Source organism: Curtobacterium sp. NPDC089185 (assembly GCF_040685235.1).
Taxonomy (GTDB): domain Bacteria; phylum Actinomycetota; class Actinomycetes; order Actinomycetales; family Microbacteriaceae; genus Curtobacterium; species Curtobacterium citri.
Genome location: NZ_JBFBHK010000012.1, coordinates 23,279 through 37,716, shown reverse-complemented (window position 1 = coordinate 37,716; position 14,438 = coordinate 23,279). Strand labels below are relative to the sequence as shown.

The following is a 14,438-nucleotide window of genomic DNA, read 5'->3' as shown; positions in this document are numbered from 1 at the left end:
GCTGAGGAGCACCAGCACCATGAGCACCAACCCCGCCTTCACCGCACCGCCGACCGAGACCACCCGGCCGGACCTGCAGGGCACCTTCGGCATGGCCGCGTCGACGCACTGGATCGCCACCGCGACGGCGCAGTCGGTCCTCGAGCGCGGCGGCAACGCCTTCGACGCCGCCGTCGCCGGTGCCTTCGTCCTGCACGTCGTCGAACCGCACCTCAACGGTCCGGGCGGCGACATGACCGCCGTGTACGCGACCGCCGAGGGGAAGACCCCGACCGTCCTGGTCGGTCAGGGCCCCGCCCCCGCGGGAGCGACGCCGGAGCACTACCGTGCCGAGGGGCTCGACCTGGTGCCCGGATCGGGTGCCCTCGCGGCCGCCGTCCCGGGCGCCGTCGACGCCTGGTTCCTGCTCCTCGCGGAGCGCGGCACCTGGGAGCTCGCCGACGTGCTCGCCCCCGCCGTCGGCTACGCCCGTGACGGCCACCCCGTCGCACCCCGGGTGGTCGCCACGATCGCGACGGTCCAGGACCTGTTCCGGGAGCACTGGCCGTCCTCCGCCGAGCGGTGGCTGCCGGGAGGCTCGGTGCCGGTCCCCGGGACCATGGTGCGCAACGAGGCGTGGGCCGCCGTGCTGGAGCGGCTCGTGCAGGCCGGGTCCGGTGTCGACGGGGACGACGGCGATGCGCGCGTCGCGCGCATCGAGGCCGCCCGCACCGAGTGGGCCGAGGGCTCCGTCGCCGAGGCCGTCGACCGCTTCGTGCGCGACCCGCACCGGCACGCGTCGGGCACCGACCACGCGGGCGTGATCCGGGCGTCGGACATGGCGGCGTTCCGGGCGACGACCGAACCCGCGACGACCGCGGAGTTCCGCGGGCACACCATCGCCAAGACCGGACCGTGGGGTCAGGGCCCGGCGCTCCTGCAGACCCTCCGGCTGCTCGAACCGCTCGACGACGAGCGGCTCGACCCCTCGACGGTCCTCGGCGCGCACACGATCGCCGAGGCGCAGAAGCTCGCGCTCGCCGACCGCGAGGCGTACTACGGCGACGGCGACGTCCCGATGGACGAGCTGCTGTCCGACGCCTACTCCGCCGAGCGGCGGGCGCTCATCGGCGACCGCGCCTCGCACGAGCTCCGCCCGGGGACGGTCTCGGTGCCCGGCGGGGTGCTGCCGCCGCTCCGCGAGTCGTACACGCCCCGAGGCGGACCGGTCGCCGGCGTCGGGGAGCCCACGGTCCCGGGGGCACGCGGCGAGGCCGTGGCCGCACCCGCCGAGGACGCGCCCGAGCACGAGGACCGCGGCGAGCCGATCGTGATGGAGACCGGCGAGACCCGGGGCGACACGTGCCACATCGACGTCGTCGACCGCTGGGGCAACATCGTCAGCGCCACGCCGTCCGGCGGGTGGCTGCAGTCGTCCCCGACGATCCCCGAGCTCGGGTTCTGCCTCGGCACCCGCCTGCAGATGGCCTGGCTCGAGGAGGGCACGGCGACGACGCTCACCCCCGGCGCCCGACCCCGCACGACGCTCACCCCGACGCTCGTCCTGCGGGACGGCGAACCGGTCGTGGCGATGGGGTCACCGGGCGGCGACCAGCAGGACCAGTGGCAGCTGCTCTACCTGCTGCGCACGATCGTCGGCGGGTGGTCCCCGCAGCAGGCGATCGACGCCCCCGCTCTGCACACGACGTCGTTCCCGGGGTCGTTCTGGCCCCGCACCTGGACCCCCGGCGGCCTCGTCGTCGAGGACCGACTGGGCGACGACGTCATCACCGGGCTCGAGGAGCTCGGCCACGTCGTCACCCGCGCCGGCGACTGGTCGCTCGGCCGCCTGTCGTGCGTGACGCGCGACCCCGACACCGGCGTCCTGGGCGCCGCCGCCAACCCGCGAGGAGCACAGGGCTATGCCGCAGGACGCTGAGAACGTGACCACCACCACCGGGGCCGAGCCGCGCCTCCCGTCCGACACCGCAGCCGACCATCTGCTGTCCGTGCGCGACCTGCGGGTCGCGTTCGGCGACCGCGAGGTGCTGCACGGCATCGACCTCGACGTCCGGCGCGGCGAGCGCGTCGCGATCGTGGGGCAGTCGGGCTCCGGCAAGTCGACGCTCATCGCCGCGCTGCTCCGGCTGCTCCCGGGCGCCGGACACATCACGGGCGGGGACATCCGCCTCGGCGACGACGACATCGCCCACGCCGACGAACCGCTCATGCGCCGCGTCCGCGGCGGACGGATCGGACTGGTGCCGCAGGACCCGTCGACGAACCTCAACCCCTCGATGCGGGTCGGGGCGCAGATCGCCGACGCCCTGCGCGCGGGCGGGCTGCGCGGGCGGTCCGCGATCCGGCAGCGGGTCGTCGCGCTCATGACCGAGGCCGGGATCCCCGAGGCGTCGCGCCGGGCGGACCAGTACCCGCACGAGTTCTCCGGCGGCATGCGGCAGCGCATCCTCATCGCGGTGGCCCTCGCCCGGCAGCCCGAGCTGCTCATCGCCGACGAGCCCACGAGCGCGCTCGACGTGACGGTGCAGCGGCAGATCCTCGACCACCTGCAGACCCTGGTGGACCAGCACGGCACGACGCTGCTGTTCGTGACGCACGACCTCGGCGTCGCCGCGGACCGGACCGACCGCGTCGTCGTGATGCTCGACGGCGAGATCGTCGAGCAGGGCGCGCCCGAGGCGATCCTCCGCGACCCGCAGCACGAGTACACGAAGCGGCTCATCGCGGCGGCGCCCGCGCTGTCCGGGGTCGCACCAGAGCCGGTCGCGGCCGGCGAGCCGATCCTCGTCGTGACCGACCTGGTGAAGGAGTACCGGCTCCGCGGCCGCGGTGCCGGCACGCTCCGCGCCGCGGACGGGGTGTCCTTCACGGTCCGCCGCGGCACGACGACCGCCGTCGTCGGCGAGTCCGGTTCCGGCAAGACGACCGTCGCCCGCATCGTGCTCGGGCTCGAGACGCCCACCTCGGGCAGTGCCCTCGTCGACGGGCTGTCGATCGGCAGCGCACGGGGACGGGAGCGGCGGGACGTCCGACGGCGGGTGCAGCCCGTGTTCCAGGACCCCTACGGCTCGCTCGACCCGACCTCGACGATCGAGCGGATCATCGACGAGCCGCTCCGGGTGTTCGGGATCGGCGACCGGGCCTCGCGCACCGAGCGGGTGGCGACGCTGCTCGACCAGGTCGCGCTGCCCCGGTCCGTGGCGCAGCTCCGCCCGAACGAGCTGTCCGGCGGGCAGCGGCAGCGCGTGGCGATCGCCCGGGCGCTGGCGCTCGAGCCGGAGCTCATCATCCTCGACGAGGCGGTCTCGGCGCTCGACGTGCTCGTGCAGGAGCAGATCCTGACGCTGCTCGACGACCTGCAGGACCGGCTCGGTCTGAGCTACCTGTTCATCACGCACGACCTCGGGGTGGTCCGCCGGATCGCGGACGACGTCGTCGTGATGCGTCGCGGCGAGGTGGTCGAACGGGGCACTGTCGCGGCGGTGTTCGACGACCCGCAGGAGCAGTACACGAAGGACCTGCTCGACGCCATCCCAGGGAAGCGTCTCGCCGAGGCGGCCGCGTGAGACGATCGGCACCGTGCTGAACGGGACGAGTGTCATCGACGCCATCCGCCTCGACATCGTCGCCGGCGTGCTCCAGCCGGGGACCCGGGTGACCGAGGCGTTCCTCGCCGACCGCTACGGCGTCTCGCGGGTCCCGGTGCGCGAGGCGCTGCGCGGGCTCGAGGGCGAGGGCTTCGTCGTGTCCCGTCCGAACGTCGGCTCCCGGATCGCCGACATCCCGTTCGACGAGGCCGACGACCTGTTCGCGGTGCGCGAGTCGCTCGAGACCGCGACGGCCCGCCGTGCCGCCACCCGCGCCCGCACCCTGTTCGACCAGGCGACCCCGCCCGAGGACTGGTGGCGGGTCCGCCGGGAGCTCGGCGCCGTCCTCGACGCGGGCGACGCCGCCGTCGAGCGCGAGGACCTCGACCAGCTCGTCGACCTGAACGAGCGCTTCCACCTGCTCGTCGCCGAGCTGTCCGGCAGCGCCACGCTCGCGACCCTGCTCCGGCAGCTCTCGCGGAAGATCGAGTGGCTCTACGCGCTCGACACCTTCTCGCGCGGCAAGCGGCTCTGGCCCGACCACCGGCGCATCCTCGCGGCGATCGACGCGGGCGACGTGGACGGGGCCGCCGAGCGCATGGCGTGGCACGTGCGCGAGAGCCGCATCGGCTACGCGGCCCGCTCCTCCCCCGAGCAGGCCGACGCCCTGCGCGAGGCCGGCCCCGCGGTCTGACGCGCCGGCCCGCGCGGCCGAGGCTCGCGCCCGCGGACACTTTCGTGGCCCGGTGGCCGCGAAAGTGTCCGCCCAGCCGAGCCTCGGGCAGCCGCGCCGCCCCGCCGTCCGCCGCTACAGCGTCGGGACGACCACCGCGCGACCGGACAGCTCGCCGGCCTCGAGCTTCCGGTACGCCTCGAGCGCGTCGCGCAGTGCGAACTGCTCGACGTCCGGCTCGATCTGCCCCGCCCGGTACATCGCGACGACCTCGTGCAGGTCCTCGATCGTGCCCCAGTAGGTGTTCGTGATCGTCGACTCGTACGGCGTCGAGAAGAAGTTCCACTCGACGGTCCCACCGGCGATCCCGACGACCGTGAGCCGACCGCCGATCGCCATCGAGGCCTTCGCCGTCGCGATCGTCGGCGTCGCGCCCACGAAGTCGAACGCCGCGTCGACGCCCTTCCCGCCGGTGAGCTCGCGGATCGCAGCGGCCTGGTCGGGCCCCGCGGGCACGGTGACCGCGCCACGGGCAGCCGCCCGCTCCATGGCGTCCTGCTTGGTGTCGGTCGCGATGACCGTGGCGCCGGTGAGCGCCGTGAGGATCTGCACCGCGATCTGTCCGAGCCCTCCGAGACCCACGACGAGCACGTGTCGACCGCCGCCGGCCAGGTTCGGCAGCGCGGCCTTGATCGCGTGGTACGGCGTCAGGGCCGCGTCGCTGAGCGGAGCCGCCGCGATCGGGTCGGCGTCACCGAGCGGCACGAGGTTGCGCGCCGGGACCGTGACGTACTCCGCCATGCCCCCGTCACGCCCGAGGCCGATGGCCGCGTACGGGTTCGTCGCGGCGTTCTCGCAGTAGGTGTCCTGCCCCTTCGAGCAGTACGAGCAGTGCCCACAGCCGACCGGCCCGTAGACGAGGTACGCGTCGCCCTCGGTGAACCCGGAGACGCCGTCACCGACGGCCTCGACCCAGCCGGAGTTCTCGTGGCCGAGCACGAACCCGGGGGCCTGCGCGCCCGGCTGCCCCTCCCGGAACTCGCGGTAGACGGCGACGTCGGAGTGACAGGCTCCTGCGCCGGCGACCCTGAGGAGCACCTCCCCCGGGCCCGGGACGGGCTTCTCGACCTCGGTCAGGACGGGGAACGTCTGGTACTGCTCGAACACGACGGCGTGCATGGGTGTCCTCCTTCGACGTCACCCAGACTACGCCCGTCGCTCAGGACGACACGTGTTGCTCGGATGGAGGCTCCGACGCAGGCGCGGACACCGCTGTCGACGACCAGGGAGCATCCCTCCGCCCCGCGAACAACCCCCGGTCGAACCGCGCCCCGTTCGGCCGCGACGACCGCAGCACCATCACGGCGAGCACGAGCGCACCGAACGGCCCGAGGCACACCATGAGCAGGATCCACGCCCCGCTGTGGTCGCGGTCGTGCAGTCGTCGGACGAGCAGGGACCACCGCGGGACGAACGTCAGCGCGAGCCCGGCCAGCACGGCGAGGTCCCACCCGGACGGACGGACGTCGCGGCCCGCTCCGATCCCCCACCACGAGTGCTCCGAGGACACCAGCCGGAACGTCACCTGCGGCGCCGGGACGATCCCGAACGGGTCGGCCGAGAGCGTCCAGTGCGACGCGAGACCCACACGCTGCAGGAGCCACCACACGCCGAGCGCCACGGGGACCTCGAGGAGCAGGACCCACCAGTACTCGGAGCGGCTCGCCCGCCCGTGGAAGCGCCACCCCTGCGTCCAGAACCGCAGCCACGCGACGACCGGGCGCGCCCCGACGTCGACCGGCCCCTGGTCGAGCACCTCGCCCCTGTCCCCCACGTGCCCGATCGTAGGGCAGACCTGCGTCTTCCCCGTGAGCCGGTTGCGAGAACGAGCGTTCTCCGATTGACTACGACACGTCGGCCCGCAGCGGGCCGGACCCCCACACGAAAGGAGCGGCCATGCCCACGCGCACCGCACGCACCGCCTGGAACGGCGGCCTCAACGACGGTTCCGGCCAGGTCGAACTGTCCAGCTCCAAGGTCGGCACCTACGACGTCTCCTTCCCGAAGCGCGCGGCCGACGAGGCCGGCGGCGCCACCAGCCCCGAGGAGCTCATCGCCGCAGCCCACTCGGCCTGCTACGCGATGCAGTTCTCCGCGATCCTCGGCGAGGCCGGCGGCACCGTCGAGGCCCTCGACGTCAAGGCCGACGTCTCGCTCGGCCCGGACAAGGACAACGGCGGCTTCAAGCTGACCGGCATCACCCTCACCGTCAACGGCGAGGTCTCCGGCATCGACGAGGCCGCCTTCCTCAAGGCCGCCGACGAGGCCAAGGCCACCTGCCCGGTCTCGAAGGCCCTCACCGGCGTCGACATCGAGCTCAAGGCGACCTTCGAGCAGTAGTCGTCACCAGCAGACGGACGGGAGGCACGGTGCCGGCTGGCACCGCGCCTCCCGTCCGTCCGTCGGTACCGTGGGCACATGCGCCGCCCCTTCCGCACACCGACCCACGTCGTCCTGTGGACGGGGGTCCTCGTGGCCGTCGTCGGCGTCCTGCTCGTCGTGACCGCCCCGGCGCCCTCGTTCGGCTGGTTCGCCTACGCACCACTGTCCCACGACGCCTTCGTCCCGGGCACGCGTCCGTGGCAGCTCGTCGTCGGCCCGGTCCTCGTGCTGGTCGGCGCCGTGGTCGCCGCGTTCGCCGGCGGCCGGCTCAGCGTCCGCCGCCGCTGACCGCTCGGGACGACCACCGGACGCGTCCAGCCGACGTCCGGGCTCACGGCCGAGCGGCTGGCACCATGGACGGATGGCCGAGCAGTTCCTCCCGGGTGTCCCACGGCCCGGACGCCCCCCGCGGCCGGGCGTCCGCAACCTCGCGCAGCACGACATCCGCGACGCCCGAGCGCGGCTCCGCGGCACGATCTACGAGGACGTGACCCCCGACACCCGGTCGCGCGAGCAGTACTCGCCCGTGCAGATCGTCGACTTCTGCCTCGACCTGGCCGAGGTGATGCTGGCCTCGGGCGCGGACACCCGCAGCGTCGAGACCGCCGTCGTCGCCGTGTCGACGAAGTGGAACCTCGCCCCGCTCGACCTCGACTTCTCGGGCAGCTCGGTGACGATCCAGTACGCCCCGTCCGACCACCCGCCGCTGGTGAAGGTCCGTACGGTGCAGTCCGACGGCTCCGACCTCGACCGCCTGGCACGGGCGAACCAGATCGTGGACGACCTCGTGCACGGCGTCCGGGACATGACCGGCGCGGTGAGCGCCCTGGTCGCCGTGCTCCGGATGCCGCCACGGTGGCCGACCTGGCTCGCCGACGTCGGGTTGTCCGTGCTCGGTACCTCGATCGCGATGCAGGCCGGTGGCGGATGGCGCGCGGGTGTCGGCGCGTTCGTGCTCATGCTCGGGATCATCGTGTCGGGCCGCTGGCTGACCGGCCGGGGCTTCCCGCAGTTCTTCGTCTCCGGCGCCCAGGCGGCGGTCGCCTCGGCGCTCGGCACGCTGGCCATCTGGGGCGACGTGCTCACGGCGACCGGTGCGGCGACCATGGTGGCGGCCCTGGTCGTCCTGCTCCTGCCGCACGTGTCCCTCGTCACCTGGGCCCAGGACGCGATCTCCGGGTTCCGGTCGATGGCGGTGGCCCGGGCGTTCTACATCGTGCTCGTGATCGCCGCGATCGTGGTCGGTGTCCCGGCCGGCATCGCGGTGCTGCACTGGCTCAGCATCGAGGTCGACCCGACCGGGATCGTCCTGCGCCCGCTGCCGCTCTGGGCGTCGCTGTCGCTGACCGTCGTGTCCGCGGCGGCGAACTGCTTCGTGCAGCAGGCGAGCGCGCGGGTCATCCCGGTGGCGGTGGTCTTCTCGGTCGCGGCGGGGGCGTTCCTCTGGGAGCTCCGGCACCTCGGCATGCCGCTCCTCGGTGCGACCTTCGTGGCGTCGGTGCTGCTCGGCGTCCTGTCCACCATCGCGGCGGCACGGATGCGGACTGCGGTGGCGGCGATCGCGGTGCCGGCGTTCTGCGGCGCCCTGCTGCCCGGTGTCGCCGTGTCGAACGCCCTGCTCAACTTCATGTCCGGCTCGTCCGGTGCCGCGCTCGACTTCGTGGCGGCCGTGTCCGTCGCCCTGGGGATCGGCGCGGGGCTCGTGCTCGGCGGCCTCGTCGCGACCCCGGGGGCCCGACGGGCACTGCGGCGGGCACGGCGGGTCACGGTGCACTCGGTCCACAACGACACGACCGCGATCCCGGTGCTGCGCGGGACCGGCTACGACCCGGGCAACGGCACCGTCCCGCGCGGACACCGCCCGCGCTAGCGGCCGAAGGACCGGACACGAGACTCGGGCTGGGCGACCGCCCTCGGCCGGATCGGCACGAGGAACGTCGCTCAGCCCGAGTCTCGGACCGCTCGGGCCCCACAGGACGCGGGGCTCCGCGGATCAGTTCGCGTCGGAGACGGCCTTCGTCACCGCGGTCGGCGCGTCGTAGTCGCCGTCCGGGATGCCCTTGAGGGCCTCGAGGACGTCGTCCGGCGCGCTCTCCTTCTCGGCGGTCGCGACGATGTCGTCCTTCGACGCGGGGTAGTCGATGCCGCTGAGGTACTTCTGGACCTGGATCGGGTTCGGTGCTGCCATGTCGGCTCCTTCGCTCGGAGCGTCCAGCAGTACGCCGGAGGTCCTGCGCACCGGCCGGGCGAGTGCGTCCCCCGGCTCAGATCTCCCAGCTGCCGCCGTCGCTCCACCGCGAGAAGCGGGCTGCGGCCTGCGGTTCGTACCGCTCCATCCACCCGCGCTCGAGCCGCGCCACCGCACGGTCGAAGGCGGGCACGAGGTCGAGGTCCGAGCGGAGCATGGCCTGCAGCTGCAGCCCCTCGTAGAGCGCGATGAGCTGCTCGGCACCGCGGCGCGGGTCCATCGTGTGGGGCGCCCGACCGACGGCGATGTCGTGCTCGAGGCCGCGACGGATCTGCGACGTGAAGAGCTGGTAGCGCGAGCGCAGGTACGTGGCCATCGGGTGCGCGGGGTTCCCGGCGACGGACAGCAGGGCGACGAGGAGCCGCATGAGCGCCGGGTCCTCGGCGTTCGAGGCCACGATCGCCCGGAGCAGGTCGACCGTGGGGCCGCCGCCGACCTCGCGGGTGACCTCGTCCATCCGGTTGCCGTTCCACCGGTCGAGGGCCGCGAGCACGAGACCGTCCCACGACGGGAAGTGCTGGTGCAGCTCGTCGACGGTGATGTCCATCCGGTCGGCGACCATGCCGGCGTGCGCCTCGTGGAAGGGCACGTCACGCAGCAGGTCGACGGTCGCCCCGACGATCGTGATCCGCAGGTGCAGGGTGGCGGCCGCGGCGGCTGCCGCCTGCGTGTCCGCACTGGTGTGTTCGAGCATCGTGCCCTCCGTCGTGCTGCGGACGTCCTGTCCGCTCCCCCATCAAACCGCAGACACGGGGGGCACAGCAGCCCCGGTCCGGGTGTCAGCATGTCGGGGGACAACGACCGTCCCCGCAGCACCTCGTCGGGGTTCCGTGCGACCATGCCGGGATGCACCCGGAGGACCCCATCGCACAGGGACTCGCCACCATGGCGTCGGCGGGCTACGAGTTCGGCGGCGACGACGAACAGGTCGCGCACGATGTCCGGACGATGTGGCAGCAACTCGGCGCGCCCGAGGGCGCCTTCGACGCCGCGGCTCGGGCGATCGCCGGGTTGCCGCAGCGCCCGGAGGTCCCCGTCGCCGACCAGGCCCGGCGGCGGGCCTTCGAGCGCGCGGTCGGGATCAACCCGGTCGAGGTCGAGCTCACCGCAGCCATGTCGGCGCGGGAGCTGCTCGAGCGGATGGCGCGGTCCGTCGCCTGCTGAGACGACGGACGGGAGGCACGGTGCCAGCTGGCACCGTGCCTCCCGTCCGTCTGCGGCGTGCGCGCGTCAGGCGACCCGGCTCACGGGGTCGGCATGCCGCCGTCGACGTGGAGGGTCTCACCGACCACGTAGGACGACTCGCCGCTCGCCAGGAACACGAACGCCGGCGCGAGCTCGGCGGGCTGGCCCCAGCGGCCGAGGTAGGTCTCCTCGCCCGCGGACGGCAGCGCCTCCGGCGGCTGGCCACCGGCCGGCTGCAGCGGGGTCCAGATCGGCCCCGGCGCGACGGCGTTGACGCGGATGCCCTTCGGCGCGAGCTGCGCGGCGAGGCCCTTCGCCATGTTGTTCACGGTCGCCTTGGTGGCGGCGTAGTGCACGAGGTGCGGGGACGGCGCGTAGGCCTGGATGGACGTCGTGTTGATGATCGTCGAGCCGGGCTGCAGGTGCGGGACCGCGGCCTTCGTGATGCGGAACGTGGCGTACGCGTTCGTCTTGAAGGTCTCGTCGAACTCCTCGTCGGAGATCTTCGTGATGTCGTCGACGTTCTGCTGCTTGCCGGCGTTGTTCACGAGGATGTCGAGCCCGCCGAGGCCGTCGACGGCCTGCTGGACGGCCTGCTCGCAGAACGCGAGGTCCTTGATGTCACCCGGGATCGCGACGGCCGTGCGGCCGGCGGCCTCGATGAGCCCGACGATGCGGTCGGCGTCCTCCTGCTCCTCGGGGAGGTAGACGATCGCGACGTCGGCGCCCTCGCGGGCGTAGGCGATCGCCACGGCGGCACCGATGCCGGAGTCGCCACCGGTGACGAGTGCCTTGCGGCCGGTCAGGCGACCCGAGCCGCGGTAGGTGTCCTCACCGTGGTCCGCGGGGACGTTCTCCGCCATCTCCTCGTCGGTACCGGCACCCGGCAGGTACTGCTCGTCGGGCTTCTTGTCGGCGTACATCTTCGTGGGGTCCTGCATCGTGTACTGGTCGATGCCGCCCTGGTCGTTCTGCTGCTCCGTCATGGCCTGGACGGTACGCACCCCGTTCGTTCCCGCCGTCCAGCCGGGTGTCCCCCGCGGTGCCGTCCTGACGTGTCCCCGAGGTCACGAACACGTGACGACCGGGCTGCGATTCGGTAACACCTGTCGTCCGAGCAGTCGGGAGGTCGTACGGTCGAGTGGTGAACCTCCGTCCTGCGCTCGCGATCGGCACCGCCGTGCTCGCCGCCGTCGTCGGCACCGTGGGTGCGGACGCGAGCGGGATCGTCGCCGCGTCGCCGGCGTCCGCGGCCGAGGACCGCAGCGACCTCGTGTCGTCTCGACCCGCCGTGCAGGTCACCAACCGCGAACTCCGACGGGTCGACTCGATCGAGCTCGACGCGGAGTCCCTCGTCTTCCGCGACGGTGACGACACCGTCGCCGACGTCTCCATGCGCGACTCGCGGTCGACGGTGGACCTGCTCGGCCGCCTGCTCGGCACACCGTCCCGCACGCAGACCGCCGCCGGAGACGGGGGCGCGTGCTTCCCTGCCGGCACCACCTCGACGTGGGGCGGCGCGATCCGGGTCGCCGCGCTGCGGACCCCGGCCGCGGTGGGCAACGCCGTCGAGATCCGCGTGCTGAAGTCCTCGGTGCGCACCCGCATCGGGAGCCGCGTCGAGCTCACCGGGCCCGGCGGCGTGCAGGTGGGCGACGACGTCGCGGACGAGCTGCACGACGCCCCGGCCGCCGACAAGGAGTCCTACGGCTCCGGCGACGCGCGCGCGTGGCAGCTGCTGCTCGAGCCCGGGTGGGAGGCGTCGGACGACGACGGGCCCCGGTCCGAGCACGACGCCGGCGCCGACACCCACGCCGACGAGCGCCACGGCGACGGCGACGACGAGCAGGGCTCGAACGGCGTGTCCGCGCTGACGGACGACACCGAGGTCACGGTCATCGGCGCTCCGATGCCCGTGCACGCCCGTCGCTCCTGCTGACCGCTCTCAGACGCGCAGGGTGGCGACCACGGGGAAGTGGTCGCTCGCGGCCCAGGTCTCGGGACCGTCGTGGTCGATCACGACCCGTTCCACCTCGACGCCACCGCGGGTCAGCACCCAGTCGATGCGCTCCCCGGAGTCGACCGGCGCCTGCCAGCCGTTGAAGGACGCGGTGCGGTCGTCGGGATCGCCCGCGACGGCCCAGGCGTCCTCGTACCCGGCGTCGGCGAAGACCTGCCACGCCGGCCCCTGTCCAGCCGGCTCGTTGCAGTCGCCCGCGAACACCACCGGACCCTCGACCGACCGCAGCCGCTCGACGACCAGGGCCGCGCTGCGTCGACGCACCTCGTCGCCGTGGTCGTTCTCCTCGTGGTCGAAGTGCGAGGTCAGGAGCGTGAAGGCCCCGCCGTCGACGTCGACGAAGTGCGCGTGGTTCGCGACGCGGGGGTACAGGCTGCCCCAGGTGTTCGACACCGGCTCGTCCGGGGTGTCCGACAGCCAGAACGTGCCCGTGTCGACGGGGCGCAGGCGGTCGCGGCGGAAGAAGACGGCCGCGTGCTCGCCGGCGGTGCCGCCCTCGCGCCCCTGGCCGACGTCGCCGTGGTCCGGCAGCCCGGCGCGCAGCGCGTCCATCTGGTGGTCGAACGCCTCCTGGACGCACAGCACGTCCGGGTCGTGTCGCCGGATGATGTCCAGGACCAGCGGCAGCCGTGCGGGCCAGTCGTGGCGGGGATCCGGGTTCTTCACGTTGTAGGTCATCAGGGTGATCGGACGCGCGACGTGGCTCACCGGTCGAACCTACCCGTCGAGCCCCGTCAGTTGATGCAGACGCCTTCCTTGCCGTACGTCTTCACGTCGGTCGAGCTCGGCTTCGGCTCGGACGACTTCGACCCGTCGTCCTTCGGCGTCGCGGGTGCCGCGTCCTGCGTCCCGCCGTCCGCCGGTGCCGACGAGGCACCGCCGGCGGGGGCCGGAGCGCTCACGGTCTTCCCGTCCGACCCGAGCACCAGGGTCACGCCGGTGACCGTCGTCGACCGGACCGCGACCGCACCGGGCACGACGGCGGCGACGGCCTTGGCCTGTGCCTCCTGCCCCGCCGGGTACTGCACCTGGGTGGTCTTCGTCGTCTCCGAGGAGCCGGGGGCACCGGCCTGGAAGCCCCGCGCGGTCAGGTTCGCGCTCGCGGTGGCCGCGGCACCCTCGACCCCGCTGCCGTTCAGCACCGTCACGGTCGTGGACGCCGGCGCGGCGGCGGTGGCCTTCGTGTACTCCTCGGGCTCACCGACCAGGCCCTGCACGAACGCGGGGATGCCGACCGTGTCGACCTGGACGATGGACAGCGCGGAGCCGTTCACGGTGATGGTCGGCGTCCCGAGGGTGGGGATCGTCGCCGACTGGATGTTGCCCGGACGCAGGTCGCGCATCTGCGTCGCCAGGGACACCAGGTCGGTGTCGGTCTGGATCGACCCGCCGACCGCGCTGAGGATCGCGTTCATCTTGATCGGGTTGAGGAGGGTGCCCGCCGAGAGCACCTTGCGGGCCTCCTGCGACAGGAAGTACTGCTGGCGGACGTTGCGGTCGAGGTCGCCGTTCGGCAGGCCGTGCCGCTGGCGGACGAACGAGAGCGCCTGCTTGGCGTCGAGCTGCGAGGTGCCGGCGGGCAGGTCGACGCCGGAGTACGGATCGTTCACCGCCTCGTTCAGGCACACCTCGACCGGCCCGAGCTCCTTGACCACCTGGTAGAAGCCGAGCAGGGACACCCGCACGTAGTGGTCGATCGACAGGCCGCTGAGGTCCTGGATCGTCTGGATGAGCAGCTTGGCGCCGCCGGTGTCGCCACCGCCGTTGAGGGTGCCGTAGTAGAAGGCGCTGTTGAGCTTGCCCTTGCCGACGCCGGGGATGTCGACGTACGAGTCGCGCGGGAAGGAGATCATCGTCGCCTGCGTGCCGTCGGCGTTGATGTGCAGGACGATCATCGTGTCGGTGTTGGTCGCACCGCCGTCGCTGGTCGTGCTCAGCTCCGCCATCTGCTCGGGCGTCGCGTTGTCCGGCCGGTGGTCGTCACCGACGAGCAGGATGTTCTGGGCCGTGCCGTCCACGTCGTGGTCGTCCTGCGACCGCGGAGCGATCGCGTCGATCTTCGTGACGCCGTTGTTCAGGCTCGTGAAGGCCGCCGCGGCGTAGCCACCCATCAGGACCAGGCCCATCGTCAGCACGCCGGCGATCGCGGGGAGGACGATCCCGCCCCCGCGCTTCTGGCGCCCGTGGCGCGGCGGCACGTGGCCGCGGCGTGCACGGCGCGTCGTCTGCTCGGGTTCGATGCTCACCCGGAAACCATAACCGCACAGCGTGGAACGGACAGGG

15 protein-coding genes are annotated in these 14,438 nt (G+C 73.1%); 8 read left to right on the top strand and 7 right to left on the bottom strand.

Features of this window, described 5'->3' with window-relative positions; all coding sequences use genetic code 11:
• The first annotated feature begins 19 nt into the window (after nucleotides 1-19).
• The 3 genes from AB0N84_RS12630 to AB0N84_RS12620 all read left to right on the top strand — a co-directional run bounded on the left by AB0N84_RS12630 (nucleotide 20) and on the right by AB0N84_RS12620 (nucleotide 4,281).
• Entirely contained in the window at nucleotides 20-1,918 is a 1,899-nt protein-coding gene (locus tag AB0N84_RS12630) for a gamma-glutamyltransferase (protein ID WP_363546796.1), read from the top strand.
• Nucleotides 1,919-1,997: 79 nt separating this feature from the next.
• Complete coding sequence (locus AB0N84_RS12625; protein WP_363546876.1) at nucleotides 1,998-3,566, top strand: ABC transporter ATP-binding protein; 1,569 nt, start codon at nucleotides 1,998-2,000, stop codon at nucleotides 3,564-3,566.
• A gap of 13 nt (nucleotides 3,567-3,579) precedes the next feature.
• Nucleotides 3,580-4,281, top strand: a complete 702-nt coding sequence (locus AB0N84_RS12620) for a GntR family transcriptional regulator (RefSeq protein ID WP_259346172.1) — start codon at nucleotides 3,580-3,582, stop codon at nucleotides 4,279-4,281.
• A gap of 114 nt (nucleotides 4,282-4,395) precedes the next feature.
• Here the strand turns inward: AB0N84_RS12620 and AB0N84_RS12615 are convergent, their stop codons facing one another.
• Together AB0N84_RS12615 and AB0N84_RS12610 are read right to left on the bottom strand one after the other, a co-directional pair.
• Nucleotides 4,396-5,439 carry an NAD(P)-dependent alcohol dehydrogenase gene (locus tag AB0N84_RS12615; RefSeq protein WP_363546792.1) on the bottom strand — a complete coding sequence of 348 codons (1,044 nt, stop codon included), beginning with the start codon at nucleotides 5,437-5,439 and terminating at the stop codon, nucleotides 4,396-4,398.
• Nucleotides 5,440-5,479: 40 nt separating this feature from the next.
• Nucleotides 5,480-6,094, bottom strand: a complete 615-nt coding sequence (locus AB0N84_RS12610; RefSeq protein WP_363546790.1) for a DUF805 domain-containing protein — start codon at nucleotides 6,092-6,094, stop codon at nucleotides 5,480-5,482.
• Between the two features lie 122 nt (nucleotides 6,095-6,216).
• Here AB0N84_RS12610 and AB0N84_RS12605 point away from each other — a divergent pair, with 122 nt between their 5' ends.
• The 3 genes from AB0N84_RS12605 to AB0N84_RS12595 all read left to right on the top strand — a co-directional run bounded on the left by AB0N84_RS12605 (nucleotide 6,217) and on the right by AB0N84_RS12595 (nucleotide 8,572).
• On the top strand, nucleotides 6,217-6,660 hold the full coding sequence (locus AB0N84_RS12605) for an OsmC family protein (RefSeq protein ID WP_069711898.1): 444 nt from the start codon (nucleotides 6,217-6,219) through the stop codon (nucleotides 6,658-6,660).
• 78 nt (nucleotides 6,661-6,738) lie between these two features.
• Nucleotides 6,739-6,990, top strand: a complete 252-nt coding sequence (locus AB0N84_RS12600; RefSeq protein WP_182046879.1) for a hypothetical protein — start codon at nucleotides 6,739-6,741, stop codon at nucleotides 6,988-6,990.
• A gap of 73 nt (nucleotides 6,991-7,063) precedes the next feature.
• A complete protein-coding gene (locus tag AB0N84_RS12595) occupies nucleotides 7,064-8,572 on the top strand; it encodes a threonine/serine exporter family protein (RefSeq protein ID WP_363546787.1) in 1,509 nt (502 codons plus the stop codon).
• Nucleotides 8,573-8,695: 123 nt separating this feature from the next.
• On the opposite strand, the gene AB0N84_RS12590 is transcribed toward AB0N84_RS12595, so the two are convergent.
• The gene (locus AB0N84_RS12590) at nucleotides 8,696-8,890 is read right to left on the bottom strand and encodes a DUF2795 domain-containing protein (RefSeq protein ID WP_069711895.1); all 195 of its coding nucleotides are present in this window, start codon (nucleotides 8,888-8,890) and stop codon (nucleotides 8,696-8,698) included.
• Between the two features lie 76 nt (nucleotides 8,891-8,966).
• Complete coding sequence (locus AB0N84_RS12585; protein ID WP_069711894.1) at nucleotides 8,967-9,644, bottom strand: TetR/AcrR family transcriptional regulator; 678 nt, start codon at nucleotides 9,642-9,644, stop codon at nucleotides 8,967-8,969.
• 152 nt (nucleotides 9,645-9,796) lie between these two features.
• Here AB0N84_RS12585 and AB0N84_RS12580 point away from each other — a divergent pair, with 152 nt between their 5' ends.
• Nucleotides 9,797-10,114 (top strand): hypothetical protein, encoded by a 318-nt coding sequence (locus tag AB0N84_RS12580; RefSeq protein WP_069711893.1) that lies wholly within the window; start codon nucleotides 9,797-9,799, stop codon nucleotides 10,112-10,114.
• An 80-nt stretch (nucleotides 10,115-10,194) separates the two neighbouring features.
• On the opposite strand, the gene AB0N84_RS12575 is transcribed toward AB0N84_RS12580, so the two are convergent.
• Nucleotides 10,195-11,076 (bottom strand): SDR family oxidoreductase, encoded by an 882-nt coding sequence (locus tag AB0N84_RS12575; protein ID WP_182046914.1) that lies wholly within the window; start codon nucleotides 11,074-11,076, stop codon nucleotides 10,195-10,197.
• A gap of 203 nt (nucleotides 11,077-11,279) precedes the next feature.
• Between AB0N84_RS12575 and AB0N84_RS12570 the strand changes: the two genes are divergently transcribed.
• Nucleotides 11,280-12,074, top strand: coding sequence for a hypothetical protein (locus AB0N84_RS12570; RefSeq protein ID WP_363546782.1), 795 nt, complete (start codon nucleotides 11,280-11,282; stop codon nucleotides 12,072-12,074).
• 6 nt (nucleotides 12,075-12,080) lie between these two features.
• Here AB0N84_RS12570 and AB0N84_RS12565 read toward each other — a convergent pair whose 3' ends face one another.
• Nucleotides 12,081-12,863 (bottom strand): endonuclease/exonuclease/phosphatase family protein, encoded by a 783-nt coding sequence (locus AB0N84_RS12565; RefSeq protein WP_182046882.1) that lies wholly within the window; start codon nucleotides 12,861-12,863, stop codon nucleotides 12,081-12,083.
• Nucleotides 12,864-12,889: 26 nt separating this feature from the next.
• Nucleotides 12,890-14,401, bottom strand: coding sequence for an LCP family protein (locus AB0N84_RS12560; protein ID WP_363546779.1), 1,512 nt, complete (start codon nucleotides 14,399-14,401; stop codon nucleotides 12,890-12,892).
• Between the last annotated feature and the right edge of the window lie 37 nt (nucleotides 14,402-14,438).

Coding starts and splice junctions, on each gene's coding strand:
- AB0N84_RS12630 (WP_363546796.1), top strand. CDS start 20: ATGAGCACCAACCCCGCCTTCACCGCACCGCCGACCGAGACCACCCGG.
- AB0N84_RS12615 (WP_363546792.1), bottom strand. CDS start 5,439: ATGCACGCCGTCGTGTTCGAGCAGTACCAGACGTTCCCCGTCCTGACC.
- AB0N84_RS12605 (WP_069711898.1), top strand. CDS start 6,217: ATGCCCACGCGCACCGCACGCACCGCCTGGAACGGCGGCCTCAACGAC.
- AB0N84_RS12600 (WP_182046879.1), top strand. CDS start 6,739: ATGCGCCGCCCCTTCCGCACACCGACCCACGTCGTCCTGTGGACGGGG.
- AB0N84_RS12595 (WP_363546787.1), top strand. CDS start 7,064: ATGGCCGAGCAGTTCCTCCCGGGTGTCCCACGGCCCGGACGCCCCCCG.
- AB0N84_RS12590 (WP_069711895.1), bottom strand. CDS start 8,890: ATGGCAGCACCGAACCCGATCCAGGTCCAGAAGTACCTCAGCGGCATC.
- AB0N84_RS12585 (WP_069711894.1), bottom strand. CDS start 9,644: ATGCTCGAACACACCAGTGCGGACACGCAGGCGGCAGCCGCCGCGGCC.
- AB0N84_RS12580 (WP_069711893.1), top strand. CDS start 9,797: ATGCACCCGGAGGACCCCATCGCACAGGGACTCGCCACCATGGCGTCG.
- AB0N84_RS12575 (WP_182046914.1), bottom strand. CDS start 11,076: ATGCAGGACCCCACGAAGATGTACGCCGACAAGAAGCCCGACGAGCAG.